This is a genomic window from Vogesella mureinivorans (assembly GCF_007644035.1).
In the GTDB taxonomy this organism is placed as follows: domain Bacteria; phylum Pseudomonadota; class Gammaproteobacteria; order Burkholderiales; family Chromobacteriaceae; genus Vogesella; species Vogesella mureinivorans.
This window is the reverse complement of the sequence record NZ_VMTV02000165.1, coordinates 41,598-56,845: the sequence shown is the minus strand read 5'-3', so window position 1 is coordinate 56,845 and position 15,248 is coordinate 41,598. Positions and strand designations below refer to the sequence as shown.

Genomic DNA, 15,248 nt, shown 5'->3' with positions numbered 1-15,248 from the left:
GCGCCTCCCGTTTTGTTGTTATCGATAAAAAATGGCGCCGAAGCGCCATGGCTGCTGCGGCCTTAGCCGCGCGTCACGCGGTAAAACGCCAGGCTGCCGCGCAGATTGGGCAGGAAGTGTACACGCCGCCCGCCGGTCATCACCACCCGCTCTACCACGCGCAGGCCGTTCTTGGCGCACAGCGCGTCAAAGTCGCCCAGCATGCACCAGTGGATGTTGGGGGTGTTGTACCACTGGTAGGGCATGTCGTCGGACACCGGCATGCGGCCTTTCAGAATCTGCCAGCGGTTTTCCCAGTAGCCAAAGTTGGGGAAGGTGACGATGGCTTCGCGGCCAACGCGCAGCATCTCCAGCAAAATCTGCTCGGTGTTATGCATGGCCTGGATGGTTTGCGACAGCACCACGTGGTCGAAACGCTGGTCTTCGAACTCGGCCAGGCCGGCCTCCAGGTCACCCTGGATGGCGTTAACGTTGGCCGCGACACAGCGCACCACGTTGTTCACGTCGAAATCCACACCGTAGGCGGATACCTGTTTATGGGCCTGCAGCCAGGCCAGCAGGTCGCCTTCGCCGCAGCCCAGGTCGAGCACGCTGCTACGCGGCGTGACCCAGTCGGCGATCATTTGCAGGTCGGGGCGCAGGCTGGCGGGGGCGCTCATGCTGCCACCTCCTTCGCCACGCGCTGCAGGTAGGCACGCATCAGGTTCATATAGGGTTCGTCGGTCATCAGGAAGGCGTCGTGGCCGTGTACGGATTCGATTTCGGCGTAGGCCACGCGCTTGCCGGCGGCGATCAGCGCCTTCACCGTTTCGCGCGAGCGCTCGGGCGAGAAGCGCCAGTCGCTGGTAAAGCTGGCCACCATGAAGCTGGCGGTAGCGCGCTGCAGTGCGGCCACCAGGTCGCCGCCGTAGTCTTTGGCCGGGTCGAAGTAGTCCAGCGCCTTGGTCATCAGCAGGTAGGTGTTGGCGTCAAAGTAGTCGGAGAACTTGTCGCCCTGATAGCGCAGGTAGCTCTCGATCTCGAACTCCACGTCGTAGCCGAACTTGTACTCGCCCGAGCGCAGCATGCGGCCGAATTTCTCGCCCATGCCGTCGTCGGACAGATAGGTAATGTGGCCCAGCATGCGCGCCAGGCGCAGGCCGCGGCGCGGGATGGTGCCCTGGGCGTAAAAATCGCCGCCGCAGAAATCGGGGTCGGTAATGATGGCCTGGCGCGCCACGTCGTTAAAGGCGATGTTCTGCGCCGACAGCTTGGGCGCAGAGGCAATCACCAGCGCGTTGGCCACGCGGTCGGGGTAGTCGATCGCCCACTGCAGCGCCTGCATGCCACCCAGGCTGCCGCCAATCACCGCCGCCCAGCGTTCCACGCCCAGGCGGTCGGCCAGGCGGGCTTGCGCCGTGACCCAGTCGGGCACGGTGACCACCGGAAAGCGCGAGCCCCAGGGTTGGCCGCTGGCCGGGTCGAGACTGGACGGGCCGGTACTGCCGTGGCAGCCGCCCAGGTTGTTCAGCCCCACCACAAAGAAGCGGTTGGTATCGATGGGCTTGCCAGGGCCGATCATATTGTCCCACCAGCCGGCAGCTTTATCGTCTTCGCTATAGCGGCCTGCCACATGGTGGTGGCCGGACAGCGCGTGGCAGATCAGGATGGCGTTACTGCCTGCGGCGTTCAGCTGGCCGTAGGTTTCAAATACCAGCTCGTAGCTGGGTAGCACCGTACCGCCGGCAAGCGGCAGGGGTGTGTCGAACAGCGCGCGTTGTGCGCTGACAATACCGACAGAGGATGCGTTACTGGACATGGTTGTCTCTTTGATAGTCGGCCAGGGGCGGGTAGCGTGGCTACAGGTGGCCTTTGCGGCTCTGCCGCCCCTTTTTCAAGGCTTCTCCCGGGCAATGCTGCGATTATATAGGCATCGCTGGCTTGCGCACCTGTCCTGTCGCTGCCAATAATCGTGCCCTCCCTGCTGATGGATGCTTTTGATGATAGGTCGCCTGTTTCGTCTGGCCCTGCTGTGCCTGGTGCTGGTGATGGTGGTGCGCTGGCTGCTGAACCGCCGGCAACGCGCCACTGTGCACGAGTTTATCCATACCCTGGCCATTGCCCTGCTGGTGAGCGGGGTGCTGTTTCTGGGCCTGGCACTAGCGGGTATCCGCCTGTAGGCGCATGCTGGGCACAGGGGCCACCGGCCGCCCGAGAATTTTTCTGCCACGGGCCTGTCAGAAAGCCGGCTGCCAAACGACTGACTGTCGATACCCTCCGGAGCCCACGCCATGCTGATACGCCGCGCCACCGATATCCTGCCATCCGAGATTACCCCGCACAGTGTGTACCTGAACCGCCGCCAGTTCATGCTGGGCAGCGCGGGCCTGCTGCTGCCGGTGGCGTCCATTGCGGCGCTGCCGGCCAGCAAAAGTGGCTATTCCACTACGGAAAAGCCCAATAGCCGCCAGGACATCACCAGCTACAACAACTATTACGAGTTTGGCACCGGCAAAGACGAGCCGGCGCAGTACGCCGGGCGCCTGAAAACCCGGCCATGGGCGGTGGCCGTGGGCGGCGAAGCGGGCAAGCCGCGCAGCTTCAGCATCGAGGAGCTACTGAAGTTTCCGCTGGAAGAGCGCATTTACCGCCTGCGCTGTGTGGAAGGCTGGAGCATGGTGATACCGTGGGTGGGCTTCCCGCTGGCCAGCTTGCTGAAACAGGTGGACCCTACCAGCCGCGCCAAATACGTGGCGTTCGAAACCGCCCTGCGCCCGGGCGAAATGCCCGGCGTGGCGCGCCGCGTGCTGGACTGGCCGTACCGCGAAGGCTTGCGCATGGACGAAGCCATGCACCCGCTCACCATCCTGGCCGTGGGCCTGTACGGCGAGGCGTTACCCGGCCAGAACGGCGCGCCGGTGCGCCTGGTGGTGCCGTGGAAGTACGGTTTCAAGAGCATCAAGTCCATCAGCCGCATCACGCTGCTGGAAAAACAGCCGCCCACCAGCTGGAATATGGCCGCCCCCAGCGAGTACGGCTTTTACTCCAACGTGAACCCGGCGGTAGACCACCCGCGCTGGAGCCAGGCCAGCGAGCGCCGCATCGGCGAATTCCTTAAACGCAAGACGCTGCCATTCAACGGCTACGCCGACCAGGTAGCCGGCCTGTACCGCGGCATGGATCTGGTGAAAAACTTCTGATGCGGCCAACCTTGCTCTCCAACCCCACGCCAGCCATGATTGGCCGCATCAAGGCGCTGCTGTTCGTGCTGTGCCTGCTGCCGCTGGCCGCCAGCCTGTGGCAAGCCCTCAGCGGCCAGGCGGTGAACCCGGTAGAAACGCTCACCCGCGACAGCGGCAGCTGGGCGCTAAACCTGCTGCTGGCCGGGCTGGCCATCACCCCGCTACGCCGCCTGGGTGCGCCTGGCTGGCTGCTGCGCCTGCGCCGCATGCTGGGGCTGTACGCCTTTTTTTACGCCAGCGTGCACCTGCTGATCTACCTGTGGCTGGACCAGCTGTTCGACTGGGGCGCCATCGGCCACGACATTATCAAGCGCCCGTTCATTACCGTGGGCATGGCCGCGTTTGCCCTGCTGCTACCGCTGGCCATTACCTCTACCGATGGCTGGCTGCGGCGGCTAAAACGGCGCTGGGGCCAGCTGCACCGGCTGGTCTACCCGCTGGCGGTGCTGGCGGTGATCCACTATCTGTGGCTGGTGAAGCGCGATCTCACCGAGCCGCTGCTGTACGCCGCCGTGCTGGCGCTGCTGCTGGGCCTGCGCCTGTGGTGGCGCTTGCGGCCAACCCTGGGCCGGCAGGTACAATAGCGCCCTGTCCTACCCTGCCCTATCGATAGCCATGTCCAAGGAAAAAGCCCCGGTCACCCAGGCCGTGCGCATGCTGCGCGAACACCAGGTGGCCTACACCGAGCATCTGTACAAATACGAAGAAAAAGGCGGCACCCGCGTGTCGGCCCGCGAGCTGGGCGTAGACGAGCACGCGGTGATCAAAACCCTGGTGATGGAAGACGAACAGCGCAAGCCGCTGATTGTGCTGATGCACGGCGACTGCGAGGTGGCCACCGGCATGCTGGCCAAGCAGATCGGCGCCAAGAAAATTACCCCCTGCGACCCGAAAACCGCCGACAAACACAGCGGCTACCAGGTGGGCGGCACCAGCCCGTTTGGCACCAAGAGCAAGATGCCGGTGTATATGGCCGCCGGCATTGCCGCGCTGCCGCGCATCTACATCAATGGCGGCAAACGCGGCTTTCTGATCGGTCTGGCGCCCGCCGAGCTGCAGCGCGTGCTGCAGCCGGTGCTGGTAGACGCCAGCGCCTGAGCGCGGCGGCTACACTGGCCGCTGGATACGGCGGCGGTAGGCGCTGCGCAACACAAAGCCCGCCACCAGAAACACCAGCATGGTCAGCGCCAGGCTTTGCACGCTGCCCCACACCAGCGGTGAAATCCCCCCCGCCAGCAGGGTGGAAAACATGGTCTGCACAAAGCCCTGTACCGACGATACCGTGCCGCGCAGGTGCGGAAACTGGTCCATCAGCGTCAGCGTCATCGACGGCGCCGACATCGACATGCCCGTGGTGTACAGCGCCAGCGGCAGCACCGCCCACGGCACCGCCGGTGTCAGCAGGAAAGCCTGCAGCAGGTTGGCCGCAGTGGCGGTAAACATCAGCGTGTAGCCGATATTGACGATGGTGCGGGTATCGCGCCGCCCCGCCAGCTTGCCGGACAAAAACGCGCCAAACATGATGCCGGACACGATGGGCCCGAACATCCACAAAAAGTCGTTATGCCCCAGCCCCAGGTGCTGCATGACAAACACCGGTGCCGACGGGATGTACACAAAAAAGCCGGCAAAATTGCACGATACCGCCAGCGCCAGCAGCTGGAACTCGCGCTTGCGGCCAACTTCCAGGTAGTTGGCCAACAGCTGCCGCCAGGCAAACGGCGTACGCGCCGCGACCGGGTGGGTTTCCGGCATGGCACGCCAGCACACGGCAAAAATCGTGAGCCCCAACAAGGCCAGAAACACAAAGATGGACCGCCAACCCAGCGCGCCAAACAGCAAACCGCCCACCAGCGGCGCCACCGCGGGCGACAGCGAAAACAGCATGGTGACCTGCGACATCATGCGCTGCGCATCATGGCCATGGAAGGTATCGCGGATAATGGCCCGCCCCACCACCAGCCCGGCCCCGCCACACAAGCCCTGCAGGCCACGGAACAGCAGCAAGGTGCCCAGGTTGGGTGCCAGCGCGCAGCCCACCGACGCCACGGCGAACACCAGCGTGGAGGCCAGAATCACCGCGCGGCGGCCTACCGAGTCGGAAATGGCGCCGTGCCACAGCATCATTACCGCGTAGCAAAACAGGTAGATCGACAGCGTCTGCTGCATTTCGATAGGGGATGCGCGCAGCGATGCGCCCATATCGTGCATGGCCGGCAAAAAGGTATCGATGGAGAACGGCCCCAGCGATGCCAATGCGGCCAACATCAGCGCCAGCACGCCAAAACGGCGGTTTGATGAATCAGACATGTGAAAAAAGACTTTCTTGCCCAGAAAACTGCGATATAAAAGTGACACTCTCGCAGCACATGGAAAGCATCATGATTCGTTACTACCACAACCCGCGCTGCTCGAAATCCCGCGAGGGCCTGCAGCTGCTACAGCAGCATGGCGCCCAGCTAGAGGTGATCGAGTACCTGAAAACCCCGCCCAGCGCCACCGAGCTGGCTGCCATCATTGCCCTGCTGGGGGGCGACCCGCGCAGCATGATGCGCAAGAAGGAAGAGGAATACACCGCCCTGCACCTGGACGATGTCACGCTGGAAGACAAGCATCTGATACAGGCCATGCTGGCGCACCCCAAGCTGATAGAGCGCCCGCTGGCGGTCAGCGACAGCAAGGCTGCCATCGGCCGCCCGCCGAAAAACCTGTTATCGGTATTATAAGGCAAAGCCGGGGCGCGCTTGCGCCATGGCCTGGCCTGCAGGCCTGCCGGCACTGACACGCCAGCCCGGCGCCTCAAAAAGGTTATTCATTTCAATAAGATAAAAAAATCCCCGGCATGCCGGGGATTGTTCTTGCTGGTAGACCAGTGTGTTTACCGCCTTTTAGAACAGCTGGTCTTTCACATTTTCCACCGCATCCTGTACCGGAGCGGCAGGTTCTTCGGCCCCCGCTTCGGATGCATCGGTTTCGGTGCTGCGGCCAGCGCCAGGTACCGAGCCACGGTTATTGATGCGCAGCTCCGGGTTGGTACGCTGGAATTCTTCCAGATAATACTCATCGTTACCACGCAGGCCGGCACCAGGCTTCACTACCACGCCAGCAGGCGGCGGCAGCTCGACATCCGGCACGCCTTTCAGCGCGTTACCCATGTAATTGACCCAGATAGGCAGCGCCGCCGTACCACCGTAGCCGTAACGGCCCAGGCTACGCGGCTGGTCGAAACCCACCCAGGTAACGGCCACCAGATTAGGGTTGAAGCCGGCAAACCAGGCATCGCGGAAATCGTTGGTGGTACCGGTTTTACCGGCGATATCGTTACGGCCCAGCGCCATGGCGCGGTTGGCCGTGCCGTAGCGCACCACGTCGCGCAGCATATTGCTGATGATGAAAGCATTGCGCGGGTCGATGGCCTGCGGGGCGTTCTGCCCGGCAATGGCCGGCAGGGTACGGGCCAGCACGCGGCCGCCGGCGTCTTCGATACGGTCGATAAAGTAGGCGCGGGTGCGGTAGCCACCGTTGGCAAACACCGAGTAGCCTTCGGCAATCTGCATCGGTGTCGCGGTACCGGCGCCCAGCGCCATGGTCAGGTAGGCCGGAATATTCTTGCCATCAAAACCGAAGCGCTGCACGTACTGCTGGCCAAAATCGGTACCGATAGACATCAGGATGCGGATGGACACCAGGTTTTTGGACAGCGCCAGCGCACGGCGCATGGTGATCATGCCGGCGTAACGGCCGTCGTCGTTTTTCGGGTCCCAGCTCTGGCCGCCGATGGTCTGCGGGTCTACCGTGATCGGTGCATCGTTGATCATGGTAGACGGGGTAAAGCCCCGGTCCAGCGCGGCAGAATAAACAAACGGTTTAAAAGTAGAGCCGGGCTGACGGATGGATTGCGTCACATGGTTGAACGGGCTGCGGTTAAAGTCGAAGCCCCCCACCAGCGAGCGGATGGCGCCGGTGCGCGGGTCCATCGACACAAAACCGCCTTCCACCTCCGGCATCTGGGTAATCTGCCAGCCACCCTTGGCGTCTTTCACCACGCGTACATGCGCCCCAGGGCGCAGGCGCTGCGCCGGCGTTACGCGCTCGGATAGCGCCGAGCGGGCAAAGCTCAGGCCGCTGCCGGTGATATCGACTTTTTTGCCGCCGCGCAGATAGACACGCACACGGGACTGGCTGGCGGCCAACACGATGGCCGGCTGCATATTGCCACTGTCGCGGATGGCAGCCAGCGATTCGTCCAGTGCCTCTTCCAGCTCTTCCGGTGCAATGGCCGACAGATCGGTAAACGACTCGGGGCCACGATAGGCCTGGCGACGGTCGTAGTCGATCAGGCCGGCACGCAGCGAATCGAATGCCCACTGCTGATGCTTGCTATCCAGCGTGGTGTAAACACGGTAGCCCTCGGTATACGCCGCCTCTTTATAACGGCCATACATCGCCTGGCGCACCATCTCGGCCATGTACTGTGCCGGCAGGCTGGCCTCTAGCGCGGGCTTGGCCAGCACCATGGGTTCGGCCTTGGCCTGCTCGTATTCGTCCGTGCTGATGAAGCGCAGCTCGTGCATGCGGCGCAGTACATACAGCTGGCGCAGGCGTGCGCGTTCCGGATTAACAACAGGATTGTAGCTGGACGGGGCTTTGGGCAAACCGGCCAGCATGGCCATTTCGGCCACGCTCAAATTGGCCAAAGGCTTGCCATAGTAGGCTTGAGCGGCCGCAGAAAAGCCGTAAGCACGTTGGCCGAGATAGATTTGATTGATATACAGTTCTAAGATTTGGTCTTTCGATAAAGTATGCTCAATTTTGAATGACAACAAAGCTTCATTGAATTTACGCGTGAAAGTGCGCTCACTCGATAAGAAGAAATTTTTTGCCACTTGCATAGTGATGGTACTTGCACCAGAGTGCGCGCGACCGGATACTATATTGCCTACCGCCGCACGTAATACGCCCAGGTAATCGATACCACCGTGTTGATAAAAGCGTTCGTCTTCGGCAGCCAGCAGTGCTTGCTTCATGTGCTGCGGCACATCCTGGATACGGGTAAAAGAGCGGCGCTCTTCGCCAAATTCGCCAATCAGGACGTTATCGGCCGAATAAACACGCAACGGCATCTTGGGCCGGTAGTCGGTTAGCACATCCAGACTAGGCAAGCGCGGGTAGGTAATCACCACGGCAATCAGCAACAAGCCCGCTACAATAACGGCCAAGCCGGCAAGCAGGCCTGCGGTAACGGTAAAGAAGCGCTGGAGCATCATTGTTCTAGCCTATAAAAGTGATGGCGCATTATAACCGCAAGGCAGCGCCTTAAGACGAATCGCAAACGCGCACCCTAGTGTGCACTGCAACAAGGAGGTTGGTGACCAGCCCGCGATGGCGGCACCAGATAATGATGCCCGGAGAAAAAAGTCGTTTCGATAGAAACCGCCTTCAACAGCTGCTGAGCAGCTGGCTCCCCTCCTCACGTCAATCCATGCTTGGCCTGGATATCAGCTCCACCTCCATCAAGATGGTAGAACTCAGCCGCAGCGGCCGTACCCCGCAGCTGGAGCGCTATGTGGTGGAGCCGCTAGCCAAAGACCTGATTACCGACGGCAACATCAATAATATGGACGAAGTGGCCGACGCCATTCGCCGTGCCTGGCACCGTCTGGGCTCGCCGACACGCCGCGCCGCCATTGCTCTGCCTACGTCCATGGCCATTTACAAGAAAATCCTGGTGCCGGCCGGTGCATTGGGGGATGACCTGGAAATGCAGGTTGAAAACGAAGCCAACCAGTACATCCCGTTTCCGCTGGACGAAGTAAACCTGGACTATCAGGTACTGGGCCCCTCCAGCAATAGCGCCGACGACCTGGACGTGATGATCTGCGCCTCTCGCAAAGAAAAAGTGGAAGAGCGCGTGGCAGTGGCCGAAATGGCGGGCCTGAAGGTAGAGATTGTCGACATCGATGCCTTTGCCATGATGACCGCCTTCGAGCAGATCCAGCAGCAGCTGCCAGACCAAGGCATGAATCAGACGTTTGCCTTGTTTGATATCGGTGCCAGCAAGATTCACTGCTCGGTAATACGTAATGGCCAGCAGCTTTACTACCGCGAACAGGTGTTTGGCGGTGTGCAGCTCACGCGCGACATCCAGCGCCGCTATGGCTATACCTACGAAGAAGCAGAAGCCGGCAAACGCAGCATGTCGCTGCCGGACGGCTACGAGTCAGAGCTGCTCTATCCCTTTGTGGATTCGCTCGCGCAGGAAATCCAGCGCGCCTTGCAGTTTTTCTATACCACGGTGAGTGTGTCGCAATACCTGCGCGTGGACTACATCCTGCTGGCCGGCGGCTGCAGCATGCTGTCCGGCCTGGACGACGCCATCCTGAACCGTACACAGATCAGCACCATGATTGCCAACCCGTTTACCACCATGACACAGGCACAAGGCATACAGCTCAAAGAGCTGCTGCTCGATGCGCCGTCGCTCCTGGTGTCGTGCGGCCTGGCCCTGCGGAGATTTGACTAGATGATCCGCATTAACCTGCTGCCACATCGCGAACAGAAAAAAGCGGCCCATCGCAAACGCTTCCAGACCTTGCTGCTGTGTAGCGTGCTGGTAGCGCTAGGTCTGACCTACCTGTGCCACATGGCACTGGAAGACCAGAAAGCCAGCCAGCTGGCACGCAATCAGCGCCTGGAAGAAGAAATCAACAAGATCAATAGCAAACTCAGCAATATCGAGACTCTGCGCCAGAAAAAAGCCGTTCTGCTGTCACGCAAGCAGCTGGTAGAAAAACTGCAGTTTGACCGCACACAGGCAGTCTACGTTTTTGATGAGCTGATCCGGCTGGTTCCCGAAGGCGTCTACCTGAAAGATTTCCGCCAGACCGGCAGCAGCATTGCGCTCAGCGGCTATGCGCTCTCTAGCGCCCGCGTATCTGCCTTCATGCGCAATATGGCGGAATCCAGTACTTTTGCCGACCCGGTATTGATCGAAGTCAGCGCGGCCAACGTAGACAAAATACGCGCCAACCAGTTTAGCCTGAGCGTGGCACTCAAAGCCCAGCACACGCCCAGCACCGGAGCACCACAATGACCCTAGACGAAGTACGTAATCTCGACTTCAAGGACATGCCGAACTGGCCCCTGCCCGGGCAGCTGGCGGCCCTGTGCCTGCTGGTATTGCTGGTATTGGGTGCAGCGTACATGGCTGTGTTCTCGTCGGTGCAGGACGAGATCGAACAAGCCCGGCTACAAGAAGAGCAGCTGCGCCAGACCTTCGTCGACAAAAAGCGCCAGGCCAGTAACCTGGTGGCACTGGAAAACCAGCTCAAGCAGATAGAAGTCTCCTTCGGTACGCTACTCAAACAGCTGCCGACCAAGTCGGAAATGGATTCGCTGCTCACCGAGATTAACCAGGCCGGTATCGGCCGCGGCCTGCAGTTCGAGCTGTTCCGCCCGGCAGGCGAGGTAAAAACCGACCAGATGGCCGAGCTCCCCATCCAGATACGGCTTACCGGTACCTATAACGAGTTGGCCGCGTTTGTTACCGACGTGTCCCAGCTGTCGCGCATCGTCACCATCAGCGACATCTCGCTCACCCCCGTGGGCGACGCAAAGAGCAACCGCCTGGTCATGATGGCCACCGCCAAAACCTACCGCGCGCTGGAGGCAGAAGAGAAACTCTCTGCACCGAAATGACCATGACGCGACTTATTCCCCTTCTGCTGCTACTGGCAGGCTGCAGCTTTACCGAGCAGGACGACCTGGAACAATGGATGCAGCAGGCCGGTAGCGGCCTGCACGGCCAGGTAGAGCCTCTGCCGCAGATCGAACCCTACAAACCTTACCAGTACCGCGGGCAAGACCTGGTCTCGCCATTTGAAACCAACCGCCTGCAGATAGCGCGCAAGAACACCGCAGGCAACCTGCCAGATACCGGCAGGCCGCGCGAAATACTGGAAAACTACGAGCTGGACAAGCTCAAGCTGGTCGGCACCATACTGCTGAAATCAGAGCGCCTGGGGCTGATCCAGACACCGGAAGGTGGCATTTACCGTGTACGGGTGGGCAGCTTCATCGGCCCCAATTACGGCATGGTACGTGCCGTGGCAGAAACCGAAATCAAACTGGAAGAAACTGTCGAGGATGTGAACGGCGAGTGGGTAAAACAGGACAACAACCTCTACCTGCTTCAGGAACAAGGAAAAACACCATGAAAACAATGACCCTGACGCACCTCGCTTGTGCCATGTTGCTTGCCGGCCTGACCCAGGCAGCGTGGGCGGCCAATGGTATTACCGGTATCGAGCTGATCAAGAACAGCCAGGACCAGCAAGTACTGGCGCTGACCTTCAATACCGCCCTGCCTGCCGCGCCCAATAGTTTTGCCATTTCGAACCCGCCACGCGTCGCCTTCGACTTCCCCGACACACGCAACCTCACCGGTAAAAGCCAGCTGCCATTTGCGGCCAGCCTGCTTAACACGGCCACCCTGGTAGAAGGCCAGGGCAAGGCACGCCTGGTGCTGAACCTGAGCAAATCCACCGCGTACACCAGCGCGATGCAGGACAACAAACTGCTGATCACCCTGAATGGCCCCAGTCACGCCAGCCAGCAAAACCCGATAGTTGGCCGCACCGAAACCCCGACCGAGATTTTGCCCCCTGTCGTGGCAGCCGCCCCGCACGCCATGGCGCCGAATGGCGTGGTGCAAAATGTTGATTTCAAACGGGGCGACAATGGCGAAGCGCGCATCCTGATCGACCTGAACAGTGCCAGCACACCGGTAGATATCAAGCGCGAAGGCAAGTCCGTCGTTATCGACCTGGCTGGCGTGAAAGTACCGCGCCACCTGGAGCGCCGCCTGGATGTGACCGACTTTGCCACCCCGGCACGCCGTATCGATGCCACCAACCAAGGCAGCGGCAGCCGTATCACCGTGCAATCCGAAGGCGACTGGGCTTACTCCTCTTACCAGACCGACAAACGCCTGGTGGTAGAAGTACGCAAGAGCTCGGCCGAAGAGGTAGAAGCCGCACTGCTGGCACAAGGCAAGGCCAACTATAAAGGGGAGAAACTGTCGCTGAACTTCCAGAACGTGGAAGTACGCTCCCTGCTGCAAGTCATTGCCGAATTTACCGGCATGAACATCATCACCAGCGACTCGGTCAACGGCACGCTGACACTGCGCCTGAAAGACGTTCCCTGGGACCAGGCACTGGACTTGATCCTGGCACAAAAAAACCTGGAAAAACGCCAGGTCGGCAACGTGGTACGCATCGCCCCGCGTGAAGAGCTGCTGGCCATCGAGCGCCAGGCCGCCGAATCGCAAAAACAGCGCACCACCAACGAGCCCATCATTACCGAAACCTTCCAGATCAAATACCGCGCTGCCGAAGAGATTCGCGAGGCGCTGAAAGACCTGGCCGGTTTCTACAGCGAAAGCAGCACCTCGGCACAAGGCGGTAGCAGCAGTAACAGCACCAAGGCAGCCATTCTGGTTGACCCGCGCTCCAACAAGATCATCATCCGCGAGCGTATCTCCGTCATAGAAGAAATCCGCAAGGTGATTCAGACACTGGACATGCCACTACGCCAGGTGCTGATCGAGGCGCGTATTGTCGAGGCAAAAGACAACTTCCAGCGTGACCTGGGCGTACGCCTGCAATACACCCGTGCCGGTGGCGATACCTCGGTCGGCTCGCTGGCCAATGGCGGTACCGTGCCTATTGGCGGCATTCCTGGCGGCGACGTAACTTTCAACCCGAACGTGAGCCTGCCATCGTCGCTGTCTGGTGCCTCGATTGCGGCCATTTTCAAGGGGGCCAGCTCGATTATCGGCCTGGAGCTGTCCGCCATGCAGGCAGAAGACCGCGGCAAGGTGGTATCCAGCCCGCGTATTCTCACCGCGGACCGCACCAAAGCCACCATCACGGAAGGGACGGAAATCCCCTACCAGACCGTAGACGACAACGGCAAATCGTCCACCACCTTCAAGAAAGCCAACCTGAGCCTGTCCGTTACCCCGCAGGTAACACCAGAGGACGATATTGTCCTGAAGCTGAATATCACCAAAGACACCCCCAACACCAAGCTGAAAGTGGGTGAAAACCCGGCTATCGATAACAAGACCGTGGACACCGAAGTACGCGTAGAAAATGGCGGCACCGTGGTGATTGGTGGCATTTATATCCAGGAACAAAACACGGTAGAAAACCGTGTGCCCCTGCTGGGTGACCTGCCTGTGGTCGGTGCATTGTTCCGCAACAGTTCCAATACCAATAACCGCCGCGAACTGCTGGTTTTCATCACGCCACGTATCGTGGAGAATGAGTTCATCAGCCGCTAAGCTAGCAGACACGTTATGAAGTCATCCGATACAATGCCTGCCATGGAACTGGCAGGCAATTTTTTTCTGGTGGGCCTGATGGGCTCCGGCAAAACCACGGTTGGCCGCACACTGGCAAGGCATACGGGCAAAACCTTCTACGACTCGGACCATGAAATCGAGCGTCGTACAGGCGTGCGTATCACCACGATTTTCGATATCGAGGGTGAGCCGAAATTCCGCGAGCGCGAACGCGATACCATCGCCGAGCTATGCCAGCAGCAAGGCATTGTGCTGGCCACCGGCGGCGGCGCCATCCTGGCGCCGGAAAACCGCCAGGCACTACGCAAGCACGGCACGGTGATCTACCTGCGCGCCCAGATCGATGACATCCTGGCACGCACTCAGCACGACAAGAGCCGCCCTCTGCTACAAACTGCCGACCCGCGCAGCAAGCTGGAAGAGCTGTTTGCCGTACGCGACCCGCTGTACCGTGAAATTGCCGACATCGTGATAGACACCTCGCACCAGAATGTGAACGTGCTGATTCACCGGCTGGAACAACGGCTGTTATCCCTTCAAAGCAAACCCCGCTAAACGCCATGATCACGCTAAATCTCACCCTGCCAGACACACGCTACCCCATCTATATCGGCCAGCACATCCTGGGTAATGCCGAGCTGCTCTTGCCCCATCTGAAGCAGAAAAAAGCCGTGATCATCAGCAATACCACCGTGGCGCCGCTCTATCTGGCACCACTCAAAGCCGCACTGGAACAGCACGGTGTCAGCATTCTCACCGTCACCCTGCCCGATGGCGAAGACTTCAAAACCTGGGAAACCCTGAACCTGATTTTTGACGCCTTGCTGCGCCATAAATGCGAGCGCAGCACCACCCTGATTGCCCTGGGCGGTGGCGTGATTGGCGATATGGTGGGGTTTGCTGCGGCCAGCTACCAGCGTGGCGTACCGTTTATCCAGGTACCGACTACCCTGCTGTCGCAGGTAGATTCCTCTGTCGGTGGCAAAACAGCCATCAACCACCCGCTTGGCAAAAACATGATTGGTGCGTTCTACCAGCCCAAAGCCGTTATCGCGGACATGATGCTGCTGGACACCCTGCCGGAGCGCGAGCTGTCGGCTGGCCTGGCCGAAGTGATCAAGTACGGCCTGCTGGGCGATGCCAGCTTTATTGGCTGGCTGGAAGACAATATGCCGGCGCTACGCGCCAAAGACAAAACCGTGCTGGCCGAGGCGGTACGGCGCTGCTGTGCCATGAAAGCCGATATCGTGAGCCAGGACGAGCGCGAAAGCGGTGTCAGGGCGCTACTGAACCTGGGCCATACCTTTGGCCATGCCATCGAAGCCGGGCTGGGGTTTGGTACCTGGCTGCACGGCGAGGCCGTAGCAGCGGGCATGATGCTGGCAGCAGAAGCCTCCCGCCAGCTAGGTTATCTGAGCGATGCCGATGTTGGCCGCATCGAAGCCTTGCTGCATGCCGCTGGCTTACCCACCGTCAGCCCCAACCTGGGTTATGGCGAATGGCTGGAGCACATGAGCCATGACAAAAAAGTGAGCGATGGCGCCATCCGCTTCGTGCTGATGCGCGAACTGGGCCATGCCATTGTCGCAACGCTACCAGATACGGTACTGCACGCCACCCTGCACAGCCGCTTCATCGCCGAATAGCACCGTACGGAT

At 60.4% G+C, this 15,248-nt stretch carries 16 protein-coding genes; 12 read left to right on the top strand and 4 right to left on the bottom strand.

All coding sequences use genetic code 11. The features are described 5' to 3' along the window. Positions 1-62: 62 nt before the first annotated feature. Both metW and metX read right to left on the bottom strand, forming a co-directional pair. Positions 63-659 carry a methionine biosynthesis protein MetW gene (metW, locus tag FLQ44_RS05890; RefSeq protein ID WP_147693512.1) on the bottom strand — a complete coding sequence of 199 codons (597 nt, stop codon included), beginning with the start codon at positions 657-659 and terminating at the stop codon, positions 63-65. Next, the gene (metX, locus tag FLQ44_RS05885) at positions 656-1,798 is read right to left on the bottom strand and encodes a homoserine O-succinyltransferase MetX (protein WP_147693511.1); all 1,143 of its coding nucleotides are present in this window, start codon (positions 1,796-1,798) and stop codon (positions 656-658) included. Before metX ends, metW begins: the two co-directional genes overlap by 4 nt. 181 nt (positions 1,799-1,979) lie before the next feature. Between metX and FLQ44_RS05880 the strand changes: the two genes are divergently transcribed. The 4 genes from FLQ44_RS05880 (at position 1,980) to ybaK (ending at position 4,319) form a co-directional block, all read left to right on the top strand. Further along, positions 1,980-2,159, top strand: coding sequence for a protein MIGRI (locus tag FLQ44_RS05880; protein ID WP_147693510.1), 180 nt, complete (start codon positions 1,980-1,982; stop codon positions 2,157-2,159). Between the two features lie 111 nt (positions 2,160-2,270). Next, positions 2,271-3,179, top strand: coding sequence for a protein-methionine-sulfoxide reductase catalytic subunit MsrP (gene msrP, locus FLQ44_RS05875; RefSeq protein ID WP_147693509.1), 909 nt, complete (start codon positions 2,271-2,273; stop codon positions 3,177-3,179). Further along, positions 3,179-3,805, top strand: coding sequence for a protein-methionine-sulfoxide reductase heme-binding subunit MsrQ (msrQ, locus tag FLQ44_RS05870; protein WP_147693508.1), 627 nt, complete (start codon positions 3,179-3,181; stop codon positions 3,803-3,805). Before msrP ends, msrQ begins: the two co-directional genes overlap by 1 nt. Positions 3,806-3,836: 31 nt before the next feature. Continuing rightward, positions 3,837-4,319, top strand: coding sequence for a Cys-tRNA(Pro) deacylase (gene ybaK / locus FLQ44_RS05865; protein ID WP_147693507.1), 483 nt, complete (start codon positions 3,837-3,839; stop codon positions 4,317-4,319). A gap of 9 nt (positions 4,320-4,328) precedes the next feature. Here the strand turns inward: ybaK and FLQ44_RS05860 are convergent, their stop codons facing one another. Continuing rightward, on the bottom strand, positions 4,329-5,531 hold the full coding sequence (locus FLQ44_RS05860; protein ID WP_147693506.1) for a multidrug effflux MFS transporter: 1,203 nt from the start codon (positions 5,529-5,531) through the stop codon (positions 4,329-4,331). Positions 5,532-5,602: 71 nt separating this feature from the next. On the opposite strand from FLQ44_RS05860, the gene arsC reads away from it, so the two are divergent. After that, a complete protein-coding gene (gene arsC, locus FLQ44_RS05855; RefSeq protein ID WP_147693505.1) occupies positions 5,603-5,947 on the top strand; it encodes an arsenate reductase (glutaredoxin) in 345 nt (114 codons plus the stop codon). Between the two features lie 162 nt (positions 5,948-6,109). Here arsC and FLQ44_RS05850 read toward each other — a convergent pair whose 3' ends face one another. Next, the gene (locus FLQ44_RS05850; RefSeq protein WP_147693504.1) at positions 6,110-8,488 is read right to left on the bottom strand and encodes a penicillin-binding protein 1A; all 2,379 of its coding nucleotides are present in this window, start codon (positions 8,486-8,488) and stop codon (positions 6,110-6,112) included. 215 nt (positions 8,489-8,703) lie between these two features. On the opposite strand from FLQ44_RS05850, the gene FLQ44_RS05845 reads away from it, so the two are divergent. The 7 genes from FLQ44_RS05845 to aroB are packed head-to-tail and all read left to right on the top strand — an operon-like array spanning position 8,704 to position 15,236. After that, the gene (locus FLQ44_RS05845) at positions 8,704-9,744 is read left to right on the top strand and encodes a pilus assembly protein PilM (protein WP_147693503.1); all 1,041 of its coding nucleotides are present in this window, start codon (positions 8,704-8,706) and stop codon (positions 9,742-9,744) included. Continuing rightward, entirely contained in the window at positions 9,745-10,314 is a 570-nt protein-coding gene (locus FLQ44_RS05840; protein WP_147693502.1) for a PilN domain-containing protein, read from the top strand. Continuing rightward, positions 10,311-10,919 carry a type IV pilus inner membrane component PilO gene (locus FLQ44_RS05835; RefSeq protein ID WP_147688513.1) on the top strand — a complete coding sequence of 203 codons (609 nt, stop codon included), beginning with the start codon at positions 10,311-10,313 and terminating at the stop codon, positions 10,917-10,919. The genes FLQ44_RS05840 and FLQ44_RS05835 overlap by 4 nt, the downstream gene beginning before the upstream one ends. 2 nt (positions 10,920-10,921) lie before the next feature. Then, positions 10,922-11,437, top strand: coding sequence for a pilus assembly protein PilP (locus FLQ44_RS05830; protein WP_206208685.1), 516 nt, complete (start codon positions 10,922-10,924; stop codon positions 11,435-11,437). After that, on the top strand, positions 11,434-13,569 hold the full coding sequence (locus FLQ44_RS05825; RefSeq protein ID WP_147693500.1) for a type IV pilus secretin PilQ: 2,136 nt from the start codon (positions 11,434-11,436) through the stop codon (positions 13,567-13,569). The genes FLQ44_RS05830 and FLQ44_RS05825 overlap by 4 nt, the downstream gene beginning before the upstream one ends. A 33-nt stretch (positions 13,570-13,602) precedes the next feature. Next, the gene (gene aroK / locus FLQ44_RS05820; protein WP_206208693.1) at positions 13,603-14,145 is read left to right on the top strand and encodes a shikimate kinase AroK; all 543 of its coding nucleotides are present in this window, start codon (positions 13,603-13,605) and stop codon (positions 14,143-14,145) included. 5 nt (positions 14,146-14,150) lie between these two features. Then, positions 14,151-15,236, top strand: a complete 1,086-nt coding sequence (gene aroB / locus FLQ44_RS05815) for a 3-dehydroquinate synthase (RefSeq protein ID WP_147693499.1) — start codon at positions 14,151-14,153, stop codon at positions 15,234-15,236. Positions 15,237-15,248: the final 12 nt, after the last annotated feature.